The organism is Marivirga tractuosa DSM 4126 (assembly GCF_000183425.1).
GTDB lineage: Bacteria > Bacteroidota > Bacteroidia > Cytophagales > Cyclobacteriaceae > Marivirga > Marivirga tractuosa.
Map to the genome: position 1 here is coordinate 680,029 of NC_014759.1, position 15,935 is coordinate 695,963.

Sequence of the window (15,935 nt, forward strand, 5' to 3'; positions counted from 1 at the left end):
CGGCTATCTTATGTATTATACTCTTAAGTTCTCAATTATTTACATAAAACCAAAATAATTCTTATCATTAGGATATGTGTTATGATGTCAGCTATATCACGCAGAAGAAAAAAAAATATGCTAAAAGGCATCCTGATAAGGACATGAGTGCTTTGGAGAATTTATTTGATGAAAAAGGTGAGCCTATCAAACCAATATTCCATATTACTGGCTTTGAACATCCTAAATTGCCCGTCATTACCAATGAAAACCCTGATGAATTTAATTTATTTCAATGGGGATTGATCCCTTTTTGGACGAAAGATGAGAAACAGGCAAATGAGATGCATAATAAAACCATTAATGCCCGAGGGGAAAGCATATTTGAAAAACCAGCCTTTAGAAAAGCAGCAACAGACAGAAGATGCATTGTAATGGTTGATGGATTTTTTGAACATCATCATAAACAAAAGCAATTGGTTCCTTATTATATTAGCTTGAAGGATAATAGCCCTATTAGCTTAGCGGGAATTTGGGAAGAATGGGAAAATCCGGAAACAGGTAAAAGGCTATCGACAGTGAGCGTAGTCACCACAAAAGCCAATCCTTTAATGGCTGAAATTCACAATAACCCGAAATTGAAAGAAGCCAGAATGCCATTGATTTTACCAGAAGAGTTGGAATCAGAATGGCTCATGAGCATTCAAGAAAAAAGTAGTGAGGGACAAGTAAAAGCCCTTATACAGCCCTATGATGAAGATTTGATGCAAGCATGGCCAGTTAAACCTATTAGAGGTAAGAAGAATAAGTTACAATCTGCTGATATCATTGAAAAGCATGAGGTTGGAGAGCAATTAGGGTTGTTTTAAACACAGGGCTTCACCCTTTGTTATGGTAGGACGTCCTTACAGGACTAAAAGGAAAGAAAGATAAGTAGTTTGCTTTATTCAAAAGACAAGACATTTAGAAAAGTGAATATTTCGAAAAGTTTAACTTAACGACATTACGCATGCGCCAAAAAGGGGGTGAAATAGTCCTGCTATTACATTTGAAATTCAGAATTAAAAACTGCAAAAACATATCGACTTTAACCAACAAACATTTACAAGCCATTAAGTTTATCAGCCAATTAATTAATACCTTTGCAGCTTAATTTTATACTATATGATTTCAGCAGATGCAGTAGGCGTTGAATTTAGTGGCTCTACCCTATTTAATAACATTACTTTCAATATAAATGAGAATGACCGGATTGCCCTTATGGGTAAAAACGGTGCAGGTAAATCAACTTTACTTAAAATAATTGCGGGGGAAAATAAACCTACCTATGGTAAAATTTCTGCTCCCGGAGATGCCGTTATAGCCTACTTACCGCAACATCTTTTAACAGAAGACGACTCTACAGTTTTTGAAGAAGCTTCCAAAGCATTTGCTGCCATTTTGGAAATGAAAAATCAAATGGAGTGGTGCAATCAGCAGTTAGAAACACGCACCGACTATGAATCTGATGAGTACAGTAAGATCATTGAGCAAGTTTCAGAACTTAGCGAAAAATACTATAGCATTGATGATATTAATGTGGATGCTGAGGTTGAGAAAACTTTGCTTGGTTTAGGATTTCTACGATCTGATTTTGATCGCTCTACTGCTGAATTTAGTGGTGGATGGCGAATGCGCATAGAATTGGCGAAAATTCTATTGAAAAAACCTGATTTAATCCTACTAGATGAGCCAACCAATCATTTGGATATTGAGTCAGTGCAGTGGTTGGAAGATTTTTTAATAAACCATGCCAAAGCAGTGATGGTCATTAGTCACGATAAAACTTTTGTGGATAATTTAACCAATCGAACTATTGAAATAACCCAGGGCAAAATTTACGATTATAAAACCAACTACTCACACTATTTGGAACTCCGAAAAGAGAGACGTGAACAACAGCAAAAGCAATTTGATGACCAAGCAAAACAGATAGCTGAAATTCAGCAGTTTATAGATCGGTTCAAAGGCACTTATTCCAAAACGCTTCAGGTTCAATCACGTGTGAAAATGTTTGAAAAAATGGAGATTGTAGAAGTCGATGAAGTAGATACCGCTGCACTGAACATAAAGTTCCCTCCTGCCCCGCGTTCTGGCAATTATCCGGTCATTGCCGATGGTTTAAGTAAATCCTATGGCGATCACGTTGTATTCCAAGATGTATCCCTGACTATTGCTCGAGGCGAAAAAATTGCTTTCGTGGGTAAAAATGGTGAAGGTAAATCAACCTTAGTGAAAGCCATTATGGGTGAAATTGATTATGAAGGTGAATTACAAGTTGGCCATAATAGCATGATTGGCTACTTTGCGCAAAACCAGGCGGCTTTATTAGATGGCGAGCTAAGTGTTTTCCAAACCGTTGATAATATTGCAAAGGGAGATGTAAGAACTAAAATTAAAGATATGTTAGGTGCTTTTATGTTTAGTGGTGATGCACTAGATAAAAAAGTAAAAGTACTTTCCGGTGGAGAGCGCACCCGATTGGCGATGATCAAATTACTGCTTCAGCCTGTTAACTTGCTCATTCTGGATGAACCCACCAACCATCTGGACATCAAAACAAAAGAGATCTTAAAGGATGCTTTAAAAGCTTTTGAGGGCACTATGATATTAGTTTCTCACGATAGGGATTTCCTCGATGGTTTAGCTAATAAAGTATTTGAATTTGGCAACAAGCGTGTAAAAGAACATTTCGAAGATATTGGCGGATTCCTTCGTAATAAGAAAATGGAAAACTTGAAGGAGATCGAGCGGAAGATTTGAGTGCTTTCAACTCCTAAAATTATTGAAAGGACATAGACTAAAGGTATCTATATGAAAAATCTTTAGTCTGGAGGAAAAATTCTCAACACATTTAATTTTTTATTTAAATAAATCGTTAGTTTTGGTCGATATTTCAACTATTATTTTAAAATGAAAAGAATACACTATTTTCTTGTAGCTATCTTAATAATTCTATGTACCAACCTACAAAATTCTTATAGTCAAGTATTTAACGATGGGTATATAGTTAATCATGATCAAGACACTATTGTGGGATACGTGAATCCTGAACTCCCAAAAGACAGGATTACAAAAGAAGCTGAATTCATAGCTCTTGACGGCAAAGAGAAAATTGTTTATTCTTATGAAGATATAAAAGCCTATGGAGAATTTAACGGCTTTGCCTACATTTCAATTTCTGATACAGCAAAAACACATTTCCCAGGCTTTTACAGATTGATCTATCAAGGCCGAATTTCGCTACTTAAACTTAATGATAAAATATTCCTGCAAAAAGAAAATGGCAGACTTACCCATATTGAAGAAATACGAAAGTCTAATAAGCATATTGGTATACTAACTACTCTGCTGGACGATTGTGAATCTTTAAGGCTTGATAATTATCATGTAAAGGTTCATGAGAAGAGCTTATTGAAAATTCTTAATGACTATGATAATTGTTTTGGAAGCAACTCCAAAACTTTTAAAAACAACACTGATTTTAAGGTGAATTGGGGAATAATGGGAATGTTAAATCATAATTCATTATCAATTAAACATTTAGATGATGGTGTAGAAGATATTTTACATGGTAAACATAAAATTAACCATACTATTTCGCCTTTAGTTTTTATAGAGTTAGCTGATAAAAACATTTCCAGAAATTTTCTCTGGAGAATAGAGTTAGAATTTACTAGAGATCAAATTTTTTCTGGGAACCTAATATCTAGTAAATTTAATGAAACAACGGAGGCTCCGAAATTTAACTCCATAATAGAAGAATTTCATTACAGCCTAACTACCATAAAGACTGCAATTGGCATGAATTACTATAAACCTATCAATTTGGATTATTCCCTATTTATGGGTGCTTCTTTAATAAATAATTTACATTTAACTTCAGATGCTAGTCGGTATAGGTTTTCTCACAGGGAACTTAAAATGGTAGCAGATACAACGATCAATTTGACAAAATTCGCCCCTGGTGGTAATTTAAGTTTTGGTCTTCAAAAAAAGATGGGCAATCTATATGGGCTTTTCGGTTATAGAATTGAGTATTCTGCTAGCCCATGGTTTGAAAAAGAAGGGTTTCATGAAATAATTAACTCCAAACTAATCAGAAATCAAGTATTTTTCGGAATTAAATTTTAATATAAAGTAAAATTTGAAATGATAGATCAAATTAAAAAATTCAGCACCTTTTCGATATTATTATTTTTGATGTTTGGCTGTAGCATTACGGATTATGATTATGATTTTCCGACTATTGAAGAATCTTCAATAGAAAGTATATCAGAGGAGGGCGTAGTTTTATCTGCAAAAATCTCAAAAAATAAGTCCGCCTATGAAATTACTGAATATGGATTTATTTGGTGGCAGAATTCTGTAAGAAAAGTGACGAAAACATTTGAGGAGCCTCTAGAAGCAGATGAATTTAGTTTTACAATATCATCAGGATTGGCAGCCAACGAATCCTATTTTTATACTCCTTACATAAAATTTGGTAATATAAAAGCAGAAGGGGAAATAACAGAATTTATTAGCAAGGGAAGCCAAGCTGTAGTTTTTGATGATTTTTATCCTAAAGTAATTTCTTGGACAGATACTCTTTATATTGAAGGAAAGAACTTTAGTTTTCACCCTTATGATTTAAATGTCTATGTGGATCAAAGGCTAATTCAAATTGTAGAAGTGACCGATACTAAAATAAAGGCATTTCTACCACTCAATTTGACTAAAAGAATAAATAATGTATCCATAAGAGCTACTGGAATAGAAGTAAAATCAGATGATCAACTTACATTGTTAATGCCTGAGATTATAGACTTTACACCTAAACGAGCCAAAGAAGGTGATAAAATACAAATAACTGTCAAAAACCTTCTTCCACTTCCTTATACCTTCAATAAATTTTATTGGGGTGATCAGGAGTTTTTCGTTCATGAAGAAAGGGGTAATTTAATCACAGTGGAAATGCTATCTGGGTCAAATGTAACAGGGAGCAAAAAAATTAGAGCGGAAATAGCCAACACTGAGTTTTTTGCAGAATCAGATGAGGACTTAATTTTTGTGGATAATTAAGGTACAAAAGCTCGACTTTGCTGGCATTCAGGCTGCTGCCTTGCCAACACACCAAGGGCATTGTGCTTCACACGGTATTTTTTCTTGCTGGGAAGGAAAGATAAATGGCTCACTATCGTAATGCACTACTCTCCGCCTGATCCCGCCCATGCGGGTTCAACTACTGCACTGTCCTAGCTTCTGGACGATCTGTTAGGTACTCTCCTTTGTTACCTTTTATCTTATTGCTCTGCCAACGGGATTTTAACCAACTTCATGACGAATTTTGCTAACAGAAGCAAAGTACCTTTAGAAACTTTTTGTTTTTATAGGAAGGTTTTGGTGGTTATGAAAATTCCGTGTTTCATTGCTGATTGGTCATATGCACCAAGACTGTTGATAATCGGTAACAGAAGATACCAAGAAAACAACTCTGTTCAGCTTGCTATAGATGCAAAAGAGCTATCTCACACCATTTGGAACATGGCGGGAACGGGGGTTTTAATGTAAGGCATGGCTCTCGTAAAACATTTCAAAAGATTTAGACTGGAAATTTAGTAAGACTTTACAGTATCAATTATTTCGCCATTATTATACATTACATCATAGGTTCGATTACCCAAAGAATCAGAGAAACTTACTACTCCTTCCCCAAATGTATCTGCCTCAGCAAAGATAGAACCATTAGAATAATACTGCTTAAAATTAACGGTTTTACCTCCTTTATTTATGTAAATAGTATTAATATTCCCATTAGGGTAATAGTCTTTTGACAACCCCTGTTCTTTGCCGTATACATAATTAGTTAAGGCTTTAAGGTTCCCATTTTCATAATATATTCTTAACTCACCATGCTTTATAGAATCCGTAAGCTCCTCTTCAATAGCCAGATTTCCATCTATGAAGGTTTGTCGAAAATTTAATGAATCATTACTATATGTAAGTTTTTCAATAACATTTCCATCTTTATCATAAACTGACCATTCTCCTTGTCTCTTTCCTTCTACTTTTTGACCAGTGTATCTTAACTCACCTGATTCATAATATTCTTTTACTTCCATGGTTTTTGAACAGGACCATAAAAGCACTAATAACATAATCGACAGATTAACTTTACAACTTTTCATTTAAATTCCAATTACTGATTTAAAAATAAATTCTGTTTCAACTGTATCAATATTTCCATTGCCAAAATCCCTTCTTATTTGAAAATCGTACCCCGCTCTACCATTCAGCTGGAAGAAACTATTTTTTCTTAATGTATCAAGTTCAATCTCATTACCACTTCCCGATGCACTTGACTTATTTCCATTTTGCACATTTTCATTTGAGCTTGCAGAATTACCACTACTACCTTCGGCAAATAATTCTTTTACCTTGCTTAAGGATTCTGCAATATCTACAGACGGATCACTTGAACCACTATGCTTACCAGCTCCACCCCCAGACGAAACCAAAAGTAGGTCAATATTTAATGTTGCTTCGGTCTTTTCTGCGGTGGTTTTTGTAGATTCTGAAGGCATATCAACAGCCGTCACTAGTGGGATTCCACCAGCGACCTCTTCTCCAGCTCCTTCAAAATTTGAATCTGGGCCTACAAAGCTTACGACAGCATCTAACCCTTTATTAAATTCCCGACTCATCATTTGGCCAAATGCCTTAAATCCTTCAACTGCAGTTTCAGGACAAATCGGACAATCACCGTACGGATCATTAAACCGTATAGGATTATTGAATGAGTATTGGTATGGCGTAAGACTTTCTTGTGAAAATTTGTCAGCCATAGGATCAATATTCATAAATCTACCTAAAGCTGGATCATATGCCCTAAATTTTGTCAAATCCCATCCAAGTTCTGGTACTCTCTCTGTTCTAAAAAACTTTCCTTCCGCTCCTTGAAATGTTTTATCACCAGTTCCTTGATTATACTTATGGTTATTAGCCTTTGAATAACTCCTTTGGTAGGAGTTAAAAGTTAGACCAAAGGGATAGTAATCATCCGCTTGCAGCACCGCATTATAATGGTGGTCGACCCTAAAATCGTCCCAGAAGACCTCAACGGATTGCTGGCTTTCGTTGCTCAAGAACACCATCAGATAGCCATCCTCTTCTATTTGTATTTCCTCAAAAGTAAGTTTTTGGTGCGTACCACTGCCAACTCCTGGGTCAGCTGCACTTTCTGACAATCTTTCAAAGCCTGAATTTACATAATTGAAATTTTCATCCAGCATGATATAGTTCAAATAGGCTTTAGGGCTTTCTTCTTCGCTCCCGTCTGCCATGGCAGCTGAAATAAAATCTGAATTCAGGTTATTTTCTATTATTGTCCCTTCACCGGTTAGCGTTCCACCACCCAACATGGTAACCAAAGCATTCACCAATGCTGCCCCGTTAATTTCATCGTTGGTAAACTGGGCATCTAAATATTTACCATATACTTCTGCACTGACTTTATCGCCCTTGCTTACGTAAAGGGTTTTCATCAAACCTACTATATCCGTGCCACCGCCACTTAATCGGTGTGCATAATTGCCGCTCTTTTTCAGTGGATTACTTAAAATGGTAATCTCATCATAATTATCAAAATAAGGATTGCCAGCTGTCTCAAAATCAGTGGCATAATTATCATCTCTCACGGCAAAGGTTGTACGTACATTGCCCAAATGATCTTTCAAGTGGTACTGGTATTCATTTTTATCGACTCCGTCCATGGTTTTGGGCACTACCCTGCCCTCTGCGGTTTGGATAAACTGCAAGGTGTCATTTTCTAAGATGAGTGAGCCGATATAGTCCGTAGCTTTTATCAATGTATTGTTTTCGTAGACTTCTTGGCGGAGTTTTGTACCTGAAGCGTCATAAATATAGACAATTTTGTTTTTATGGACAGGTTTTGAGGATAATTGAAAATTTCTAGTTCCAAGCCAAATGGACACACGCGAAAACGCGTGCGCCAGCGGGGGACTAAAAAAACTATCTTTCAGGTCATTGATACTTTTCTTAGGGATTCTAAAACCAGAGTGGCTTATTCATGATAAAGCCCAACCATTCCTGATTGGGCTTTATTATTTTTACATACTCTTAGCATAATACAGAAGTCGCTCAACTAAGTAGGAGTAAACAGCTGAGTCTATAGGATTGGGTTTGATAAAGATAGACAACCTTGCTTCTCCGTACCTTTTGCCGTGTTTATCCTTCATAACAAAATATGTAATATTTCCCGATGAGGCTTCATACTCTGGTTTGAAAAAATCCGAATCGAATGTGATAAAATCATCTCTATAAATTGTCTTATCAAACATCCTTTTGGCTAATTCACCAGATAAATTCAAAGTTGTATCCTTCAAAATCCTTGTCTCCCCATTGTCCATGCTTCTGATGTAATACTCTCTGTAGGAACCAGTGTTTTCCACAAGAATTATAAAGTCTTTATCAGCTACTGAAAATATGATGTGAGTACTACCTTCAATTTCTTCTTTCAGTTGACTTTTTGCAACATTATCAGCTTTCTGTCGACTTTGCTTATCAGCTTCACTTAGCTGTTGTGAGCAAGCAACGAAAGAAAATGAGTAAAAAAATATGATTAGTATTCCTTTCATAATTCTGTTTCCTTAATTCCCTATCTTCGGTAATGCATTTGGATCAACAACTTTACCACCTGCGTGATTTGAACCATCTCTAGTTTGTATACCCAAAACCCGCCTTATTAAATTATCTGTCCTAATAGCATGAGTATTATTTGTTTTAGCATCAGCACCTCTTGCGGAAGGTATACCATGCCCCATAACTTCATGCCCTGTAGTTACAGCCCTATTTCCTCCTGACTGTTGCACTCCTTCCCCTTCAACTATTATTGAATGTGACCCATTTTCAGTAGGTACATTAAATCCAGCACCTCCAAAGACATTAATAACAGAAGAGTTAATATTCCCTTCTGCGTTTCTTGATGCATCTCCAATTCCACTTTGAGCATTATTCAAATGCTCGACAACCGCATCTCCTCCATCTGATGAAATATCATCCCCCAGCTCTACAAATTCTACCTTATGTACATCCTCTGAGTTGATAGCTCCTGCTACCAAATTTACAAGGGCTAAATCATCTCCTTCTAGACCTTCGATAGCTCCTGATAAAGCATCTGAATCAATTGCATTAAACTTCTTACCATTACCCTTTCTACCTGAACGAGTAATCAGGCTTCTAAAAGCTGCAAATTGCTCTCCTGCAAAAATTGCATTTAAATCCTCATGAGTCTTTTCAGCATCTTTTTTCGTAACACCCTCTATCTGCATCCCGTCAGGATCAATGTACCTGACAGGGTTGTTTAATGCATAGTGGTAAGGACTATGCATGTCATATTTATTAGCCAAAGGATCAACATTAAACCACCTTCCTAAGTCTGGCATGTACATCCTCGCCCCATAATCCAACCACCCAGTTTCTTCCTGCTCTTCCTTGCCGTTGAACTTATAATTATTGGCTTTTGAGTAACTTCTTGTATAGCTGTTAAAAGTCAAGCCAAAGGGGTAGTAATCGTCCGCCTGCAGCACCGCATTATAATGGTGGTCGACCCTAAAATCGTCCCAGAAGACCTCAACGGATTGCTGGCTTTCGTTGCTCAAGAACACCATCAGATATCCATCCTCTTCTATGGCTATTTCCTCAAAAGTAAGTTTTTGGTGCGTACCACTGCCATCTCCTGGGTCTGCTGCACTTTCTGCAAGTCTTTCAAAACCTGAATTCACATAATTGAAATTTTTATCCAGCATGATATAGTTCAAATAGGCTTTAGGGCTTTCTTCTTCGCTCCCGTCTGCCATGGCAGCTGAAATAAAATCTGAATTCAGGTTATTTTCTATTATTGTCCCTTCACCGGTTAGCGTTCCACCACCCAACATGGTAACCAAAGCATTCACCAATGCTGCCCCGTTAATTTCATCGTTGGTAAACTGGGCATCCAAATATTTACCATATACTTCTGCACTGACTTTATCGCCCTTGCTTACGTAAAGGGTTTTCATCAAACCTACTACATCCGTGCCACCGCCACTTAATCGGTGCGCATAATTGCCGCTCTTTTTCAGCGGATTACTTAAAATGGTAATCTCATCATAATTATCGAAATACGGATTACCAGCTGTCTCAAAATCAGTGGCATAATTATCATCTCTCACGGCAAAGGTTGTACGTACATTGCCCAAATGATCTTTCAAGTGGTACTGGTATTCATTTTTATCGACTCCGTCCACGGTTTTGGGCACTACCCTGCCCTCTGCGGTTTGGATAAACTGCAAGGTGTCATTTTCTAAGATGAGTGAGCCGATATAGTCCGTAGCTTTTATCAATGTGTTGTTTTCGTAGACTTCTTGGCGGAGTTTAGTGCCAGAAGCAGAGTAAATATAGGTAATTTTGTTCCCGTTTTCAAAGATAACTTCCTCCGGTAAGTTCAAATTATTGTATTTTATACTATCTATCTCCTTGTTGGCATCTGAAATCATATTTCCGTTGTCGTCATAGGTATAGTCAAGACCAGAAGTATTACCGTCCTTAAATCCAGTTTCCACATCTCCTATATCACTCACAAAATTTAGTTGATTGCCCGATCCTGCATAATCATAGGTCAAATCATCCATTAAAACCCCGTCTGCATCTCGTCTTTTCAACTGCTTGATATTCCCATTTTGATCGTATTCATCGATCCTTAACTGATACTTTTGGCCTGAAGTTTGTGCTGACCCTTCATAAAAGTCAGCCGCTGTTATTCTATTCAAGCCATCATATCCATACCCATAGGCATTTTGCTGCAGCACATTTTCAGCATCAATATCATTTCTTTTTCCTCCCCATTTTACTGCAGCGATATTTCCGTTGTATTGTGCCTCTGCGTTTAAATCAAAATTGTCGGTATAGCCCAGTTCCATCCCGAACAGGTCAGCTTTTTCATTGGCATTGTCCGTACTTAGGTCCGCATGGTTGATGCGGGTAAGCCAGCCCCTGATGTTATAGCGATAGTCCACGCTTTGGGCAAAATTATCCCCGTCCTCGTGCAATTTTCTATTTATTAGCTCACCTAGTTCGTTGTATTGGTTGGAGACCATGAGTTGCTTACCTGATGTAGAGATTTTAGCATCTAAAATTCTGTCACCTACATTATAAGTGGTTACATCGGCATAAAGATCCGTGGTTATAGCTTTGCTAGAAGTCCAAAAAATTTCACCATTATGTACATAGTGAATTTGTCCATTTTTTTTTCTGATTTCTACCACATCACCAATTATATAACTATTTAAAAAATCGGCACCAGTTTTTCTTGCTCCATTTTCGTAAATATATAACCATCCATTGCCAGCAACATAAAGTGCGTAATCCATGTTGCTATATGAAGTACTATTAGGATCATCATTTAATCCAATTAGGAATCTTCCTTGCGTTTCTATTTCAACACTATAACTCCCATTATTTTCAAATTTAATGGGAGTTTTAGAATATGCATTGGTATTTGTATAACCAGCTGCCCCTGTGTGAGTCAAATCACCATTGGCATCCATTTCATAACCTACTAAGCCTTCCCATTTCACTGGTTCAGTTACTTCATGAGTAACTTCCATTAATCTATCTAAGTGGTCATAGGTGAAGCTTTCGGTGATAAAATAATTCTCATTATTAACATGATATTCAGTAATAGTCCCCAAAACATTCCCGGCAAAATCATAGCCGTTGTTGGTGGTGATCAGATTCCCTCCATTTTGCTCACTGATGTTTTGCATCAACCGATACCTTTCATCATAATAATTAATAGAAGCAAGCATCTCATTACTTCCCAGCACCCTAGTTAAACTACCAGTAACCTGACCCTTTACGTGATTAGATTGCTCAAAGGCATTTTCCATTCCATGGCCTCCATAATCATATTCAGCACCTTCAAGTGAAATTTCACTTCTAAAATCATAATTATCGTAATAAGTAACGGTATGAATCTCGACCAAGTCAAGATTCTTCGGTAGCGAGTTGGAGGTATACCCGTATTTGCTTCCGCCCAAGGTTTCAAAGGCATCATAGTTTTGAAGCCAGTCGCTTCCATTTAACAAATCCCTCAAATTAGGAATGGAATTATTGATTTCCGTTTCGCCAGTCATGATGGTTCGGTTGAGGGCATCGTATTTTGTAAAACTAAACAAATTGTCTTTAGCCTGTTCTCCATCTTGCGTTAGCACCAACCGGTCGCGATCGTCATAAATCATAACAACTGGTTCTGCTCCTGGTACCTTTTTCCATTCCATACGATCTCTGTTGTCATATTGGTACTGAAAAACAAACTGATCCAATAAATCGGATGGAAACTGACCTGTGCTTATGTCAAGCTGGTGAATGGCTTCTGGTGGAATGACAAATCGTAGGTTATCATAGACATCATAAGCATAATAGGTATCAAAGTTCATTCCGCTCGCAACATTTCTTTTTAACACGGTTTTGTTAGAAGCATCAGTAAAGGTGATACTCTGATTTCCGTTTTCATCGATCACTATTGTTTTTTGAAACACGCCACTGCCATATTCACCATCAACTAGCAATGAATTGCCATCAACATTAAATCTCATTACAGAATCACTTTCGGAGCTAATTTGGTATTCAGTAGCAACAGCCTTTGCACCCTCTTCTTTTGCCCAGTTTTCGCCAGGTGCATATTGCGCTACTGGGCGGTTTAACGGTGAATTTTCATAAACTGTCTCTGCGAAAGGTGCTGTTGTATTTGCAATCTCATTAGTACCACTTCCAGCATAAAAAGCATATTGGCTAGATTGTAAATAATCATTACCTGCCCCTCGTAAAGCCGTTGGATGTATCAAGCCATCTTTTTTATCGGCTGCATAAGGAAGAAATCTTTTATTCGGTCGTCCTAGCTCATCATACTCAACTGGTGAAATCAAGTCATTCTTATTAGGTGAGGCTTGAGTTGCCACAGTTTGTGTGGGTCTCCCTAATCCATCGAAATAGGAAATCTGTTCGTTTACTTCTCCAATTTCCTTAACTGATTCTCCTTCTTTCTTTGGAGTCTTGTAAATGATGGTTTGGACAAAATTTTCATTTTGTTGGGAAGCTAGATTGATAAAGTTAATTGGGTCGAGATTTAGAGTCGCTCCTGAGGCAGCGGTAATTTCCACATGGTATTCACCGATTGACTCCACAGTATATGAATTCGATGTAGCGCCATTTATGGCCTCCGCATCTTTGTACCATTGATAGCCTGAAAAGCCAGGATCTACGGTAAGTTCTCGGTCTTCTCCCCAAACAATATCCAATGTGCCCTCTACTGTCATTTCAGGATTAGCTAGAACAGAGAGTGTTTTGGTAGTGCTTGCAGAGCAGCCATCGGAGTTGGTGTAGGTATAAGTAACTGTAAAATCTCCTACACCACTTTGCGATATATCAAAGGAGTTATTATTTACATATGCCCCAGAATAAGTACCGCCTGCAGGAGATTCTCCTGTTGAGTTTAAACTCACTGAATTTTCAAATTTGTGAAAAGAAAGATTAGCACCAGCATCCACGCTAGGAATAGAATTAACATATGCATCAACCGCCACTCTGTCACTTTCACAACCCGTTGAAGTATTGAAGGTGCTTATATAGAAAGTCTGATTAGCTGAAAGACTTGGTGAGTAGCTAAGAGATTGCCTAAAATGTACTCCTCCGCTCATATCATTGTACCATCTTACAGTATTTCCACCTGAACCTGCAGTACCACTTAAGCTGACTATTCCTGATCCACATCTTGAATCTGAGTTCGGACTTGGAGCATTGGGTATAGTCCTAACAATAGCTCCTACACTCACACGAGCACTCTCACAACCAGTGTTTGTATTATAACTGCTTATATAATAGGTCTTAGAACTGCTTAAACTAGGATTATAGCTGGTTGATTGACGAAAATGGCTTCCGCCACTGGAGCTAGTATACCATCTAATCGTATTTCCATTTGAGCCTATTGCTCCTGCCAAAGAAAGTGTTCCAGCTCCACATCTTGCATCAGAGTAAGCAGTGGGTAGTGCAGGTATTGGATTTACAGTTGCTGAAATACTTACTCTTGAACTCTCGCATCCGGTACTGGTATTATAACTGCTTATATAATAAGTCTTAGAACTGCTTAAACTAGGACTATAGCTGGTTGATTGACGAAAATGGCTACCTCCACTAGAACTAGTATACCATCTAATCGTATTTCCATTTGAGCCTATTGTTCCTGATAATGAAACTGTTCCAGCTCCACATCTGGAAGAGGAAGACGCTGTTGGGGTGGAAGGTATAGAATTTACAGTAGCCGAAATACTAACCCTTGAACTTTCACAACCAGTACTTGTATTATAACTGCTTATATAATAAGTTTTAGAACTGCTTAAGCTAGGACTATAGCTGGTTGATTGACGAAAATGGCTGCCTCCACTGGAACTAGTGTACCATCTAATAGTATTTCCATTTGAACCTATGGATCCTGATAGTGAAACTGCTCCAGCTCCACATCTTGAAGCAGAGGAAGCAGTAGGCGTAGCTGGTATTGAATTTACAGTAGCTGAAATACTAACCCTTGAACTTTCACAACCAGTATTTGTATTATAACTACTTATATAGTAAGTTTTAGAACTACTTAAACTAGGACTATAGCTGGTCGATTGACGAAAATGGCTTCCTCCTTTCAATGCAGTGTACCACCTAATGGTATTCCCATTGCTACCAACAGACGCAGATAAAGAAAGAGTACCACTACCGCATCGTGAAACAGAATTTGCTGATGGCAGACTTGGTACCGTGTTAACTACCACAGAAACAACATTAGAGTATGCAGTTTTCCCGCAAGAAATAACTCTTCTTTGAAAGTCCTTTGACGATGATAGGGATGAAGCTTGATAATTTTTGTTTGTGGCACCACTAATATTACTCCAACTTCCTCCTGGAGACCTCATTCTCCATTGATATTGGTAAACACCATTTCCGTGAACCGCCTCTGATCCCGTAAACTGAGAAGGAGTTTCACCGCCACATATATTCTGAGATGTACTAATTGATCCTCCTTGAACCTGTGAGTATATTGTGGCCGTAACAGGCGTCCTACTAGCACTATAGCAGTTAAAAGCTGATTTGGCCTGAACATAATAAGTTTTAGTTGACGAAAAACTTGTGGTGTAAGACGATCCTGTATGAAAAGGAGTACCCGAAGTTGCAGATGTATACCATAAATCAGAACTACTAGTTGAAGAAAGGGTTACACTCCCTGGTTCACACCTAGATCGACTTGTGGTTGACGGAGCTGGTGGCACTTCATGATCCGGCCATGATAGATTTAGTATTGCAGCACTACTCCATCCAAAATCATTTTTCGCCCTTAAGTAATAATAATTTGTACCAGTACTAGGACTTACTATTCTTGTAGAACTGCTATTGCTAACAGATGTGCCATTAGAACTAGATTGCCAATACCATGTTTCACCGGACGATGGGCTACCAGAAAAACCAATATTTACTTGATCGCAAAGATACTCATTGATTTGAGGTGTATTAGGTGCTGAAGGGGCATATCCTCTAGCAACATTGAGCGTTACATGATTTGTTCTACCGACTCTCCAGGAAATACTTCCCGATCCTGCATTTGAATCCCATTGCACACTTACAGAGTTATAATTAGAATTGGAACCCACTACAGTTCCTCCTAAAACAAACCAATAACCAGATCCTAAATACAAATGGCATGAAGAACATGAATAAGATTCAGTGCTACCAGGCAATACTTTGTTGGGCCCTTGGATACTTGCTTCGGCCAAAAAAGAAACCAATAGTAAGCAAATACTTATTAAAATATATTTTAGGTAATTTTTTTTCATTTC

General features: G+C 37.7%; 9 protein-coding genes. 5 read left to right on the forward strand and 4 right to left on the reverse strand.

What is annotated here, in order from left to right; translation table 11 throughout:
• Positions 1-74 precede the first annotated feature (74 nt).
• The 5 genes from FTRAC_RS02660 to FTRAC_RS02680 all read left to right on the forward strand — a co-directional run bounded on the left by FTRAC_RS02660 (position 75) and on the right by FTRAC_RS02680 (position 5,571).
• Positions 75-848: an SOS response-associated peptidase gene (locus FTRAC_RS02660; RefSeq protein ID WP_013452687.1), complete on the forward strand. Its 774-nt coding sequence runs from the start codon at positions 75-77 to the stop codon at positions 846-848.
• Between the two features lie 295 nt (positions 849-1,143).
• Complete coding sequence (locus tag FTRAC_RS02665) at positions 1,144-2,781, forward strand: ABC-F family ATP-binding cassette domain-containing protein (RefSeq protein WP_013452688.1); 1,638 nt, start codon at positions 1,144-1,146, stop codon at positions 2,779-2,781.
• A 150-nt stretch (positions 2,782-2,931) separates the two neighbouring features.
• Positions 2,932-4,152 (forward strand): hypothetical protein, encoded by a 1,221-nt coding sequence (locus tag FTRAC_RS02670; protein ID WP_013452689.1) that lies wholly within the window; start codon positions 2,932-2,934, stop codon positions 4,150-4,152.
• Between the two features lie 18 nt (positions 4,153-4,170).
• Positions 4,171-5,082, forward strand: a complete 912-nt coding sequence (locus FTRAC_RS02675) for an IPT/TIG domain-containing protein (RefSeq protein WP_013452690.1) — start codon at positions 4,171-4,173, stop codon at positions 5,080-5,082.
• Positions 5,083-5,337: 255 nt separating this feature from the next.
• Positions 5,338-5,571 (forward strand): hypothetical protein, encoded by a 234-nt coding sequence (locus tag FTRAC_RS02680; protein WP_013452691.1) that lies wholly within the window; start codon positions 5,338-5,340, stop codon positions 5,569-5,571.
• Between the two features lie 44 nt (positions 5,572-5,615).
• On the opposite strand, the gene FTRAC_RS02685 is transcribed toward FTRAC_RS02680, so the two are convergent.
• The 4 genes from FTRAC_RS02685 to FTRAC_RS19890 all read right to left on the reverse strand — a co-directional run bounded on the left by FTRAC_RS02685 (position 5,616) and on the right by FTRAC_RS19890 (position 15,932).
• On the reverse strand, positions 5,616-6,122 hold the full coding sequence (locus tag FTRAC_RS02685) for a toxin-antitoxin system YwqK family antitoxin (protein WP_185094425.1): 507 nt from the start codon (positions 6,120-6,122) through the stop codon (positions 5,616-5,618).
• 66 nt (positions 6,123-6,188) lie between these two features.
• Positions 6,189-7,868, reverse strand: a complete 1,680-nt coding sequence (locus FTRAC_RS02690; RefSeq protein WP_221405917.1) for an RHS repeat domain-containing protein — start codon at positions 7,866-7,868, stop codon at positions 6,189-6,191.
• Positions 7,869-8,129: 261 nt separating this feature from the next.
• Positions 8,130-8,657 (reverse strand): hypothetical protein, encoded by a 528-nt coding sequence (locus FTRAC_RS02695; protein WP_013452694.1) that lies wholly within the window; start codon positions 8,655-8,657, stop codon positions 8,130-8,132.
• Between the two features lie 12 nt (positions 8,658-8,669).
• Complete coding sequence (locus FTRAC_RS19890) at positions 8,670-15,932, reverse strand: Ig-like domain-containing protein (RefSeq protein WP_013452695.1); 7,263 nt, start codon at positions 15,930-15,932, stop codon at positions 8,670-8,672.
• Positions 15,933-15,935: the final 3 nt, after the last annotated feature.

Coding starts and splice junctions, on each gene's coding strand:
- FTRAC_RS02660 (WP_013452687.1), top strand. CDS start 75: ATGTGTTATGATGTCAGCTATATCACGCAGAAGAAAAAAAAATATGCT.
- FTRAC_RS02665 (WP_013452688.1), top strand. CDS start 1,144: ATGATTTCAGCAGATGCAGTAGGCGTTGAATTTAGTGGCTCTACCCTA.
- FTRAC_RS02670 (WP_013452689.1), top strand. CDS start 2,932: ATGAAAAGAATACACTATTTTCTTGTAGCTATCTTAATAATTCTATGT.
- FTRAC_RS02675 (WP_013452690.1), top strand. CDS start 4,171: ATGATAGATCAAATTAAAAAATTCAGCACCTTTTCGATATTATTATTT.
- FTRAC_RS02680 (WP_013452691.1), top strand. CDS start 5,338: ATGACGAATTTTGCTAACAGAAGCAAAGTACCTTTAGAAACTTTTTGT.
- FTRAC_RS02685 (WP_185094425.1), bottom strand. CDS start 6,122: ATGGAAGTAAAAGAATATTATGAATCAGGTGAGTTAAGATACACTGGT.
- FTRAC_RS02695 (WP_013452694.1), bottom strand. CDS start 8,657: ATGAAAGGAATACTAATCATATTTTTTTACTCATTTTCTTTCGTTGCT.
- FTRAC_RS19890 (WP_013452695.1), bottom strand. CDS start 15,932: ATGAAAAAAAATTACCTAAAATATATTTTAATAAGTATTTGCTTACTA.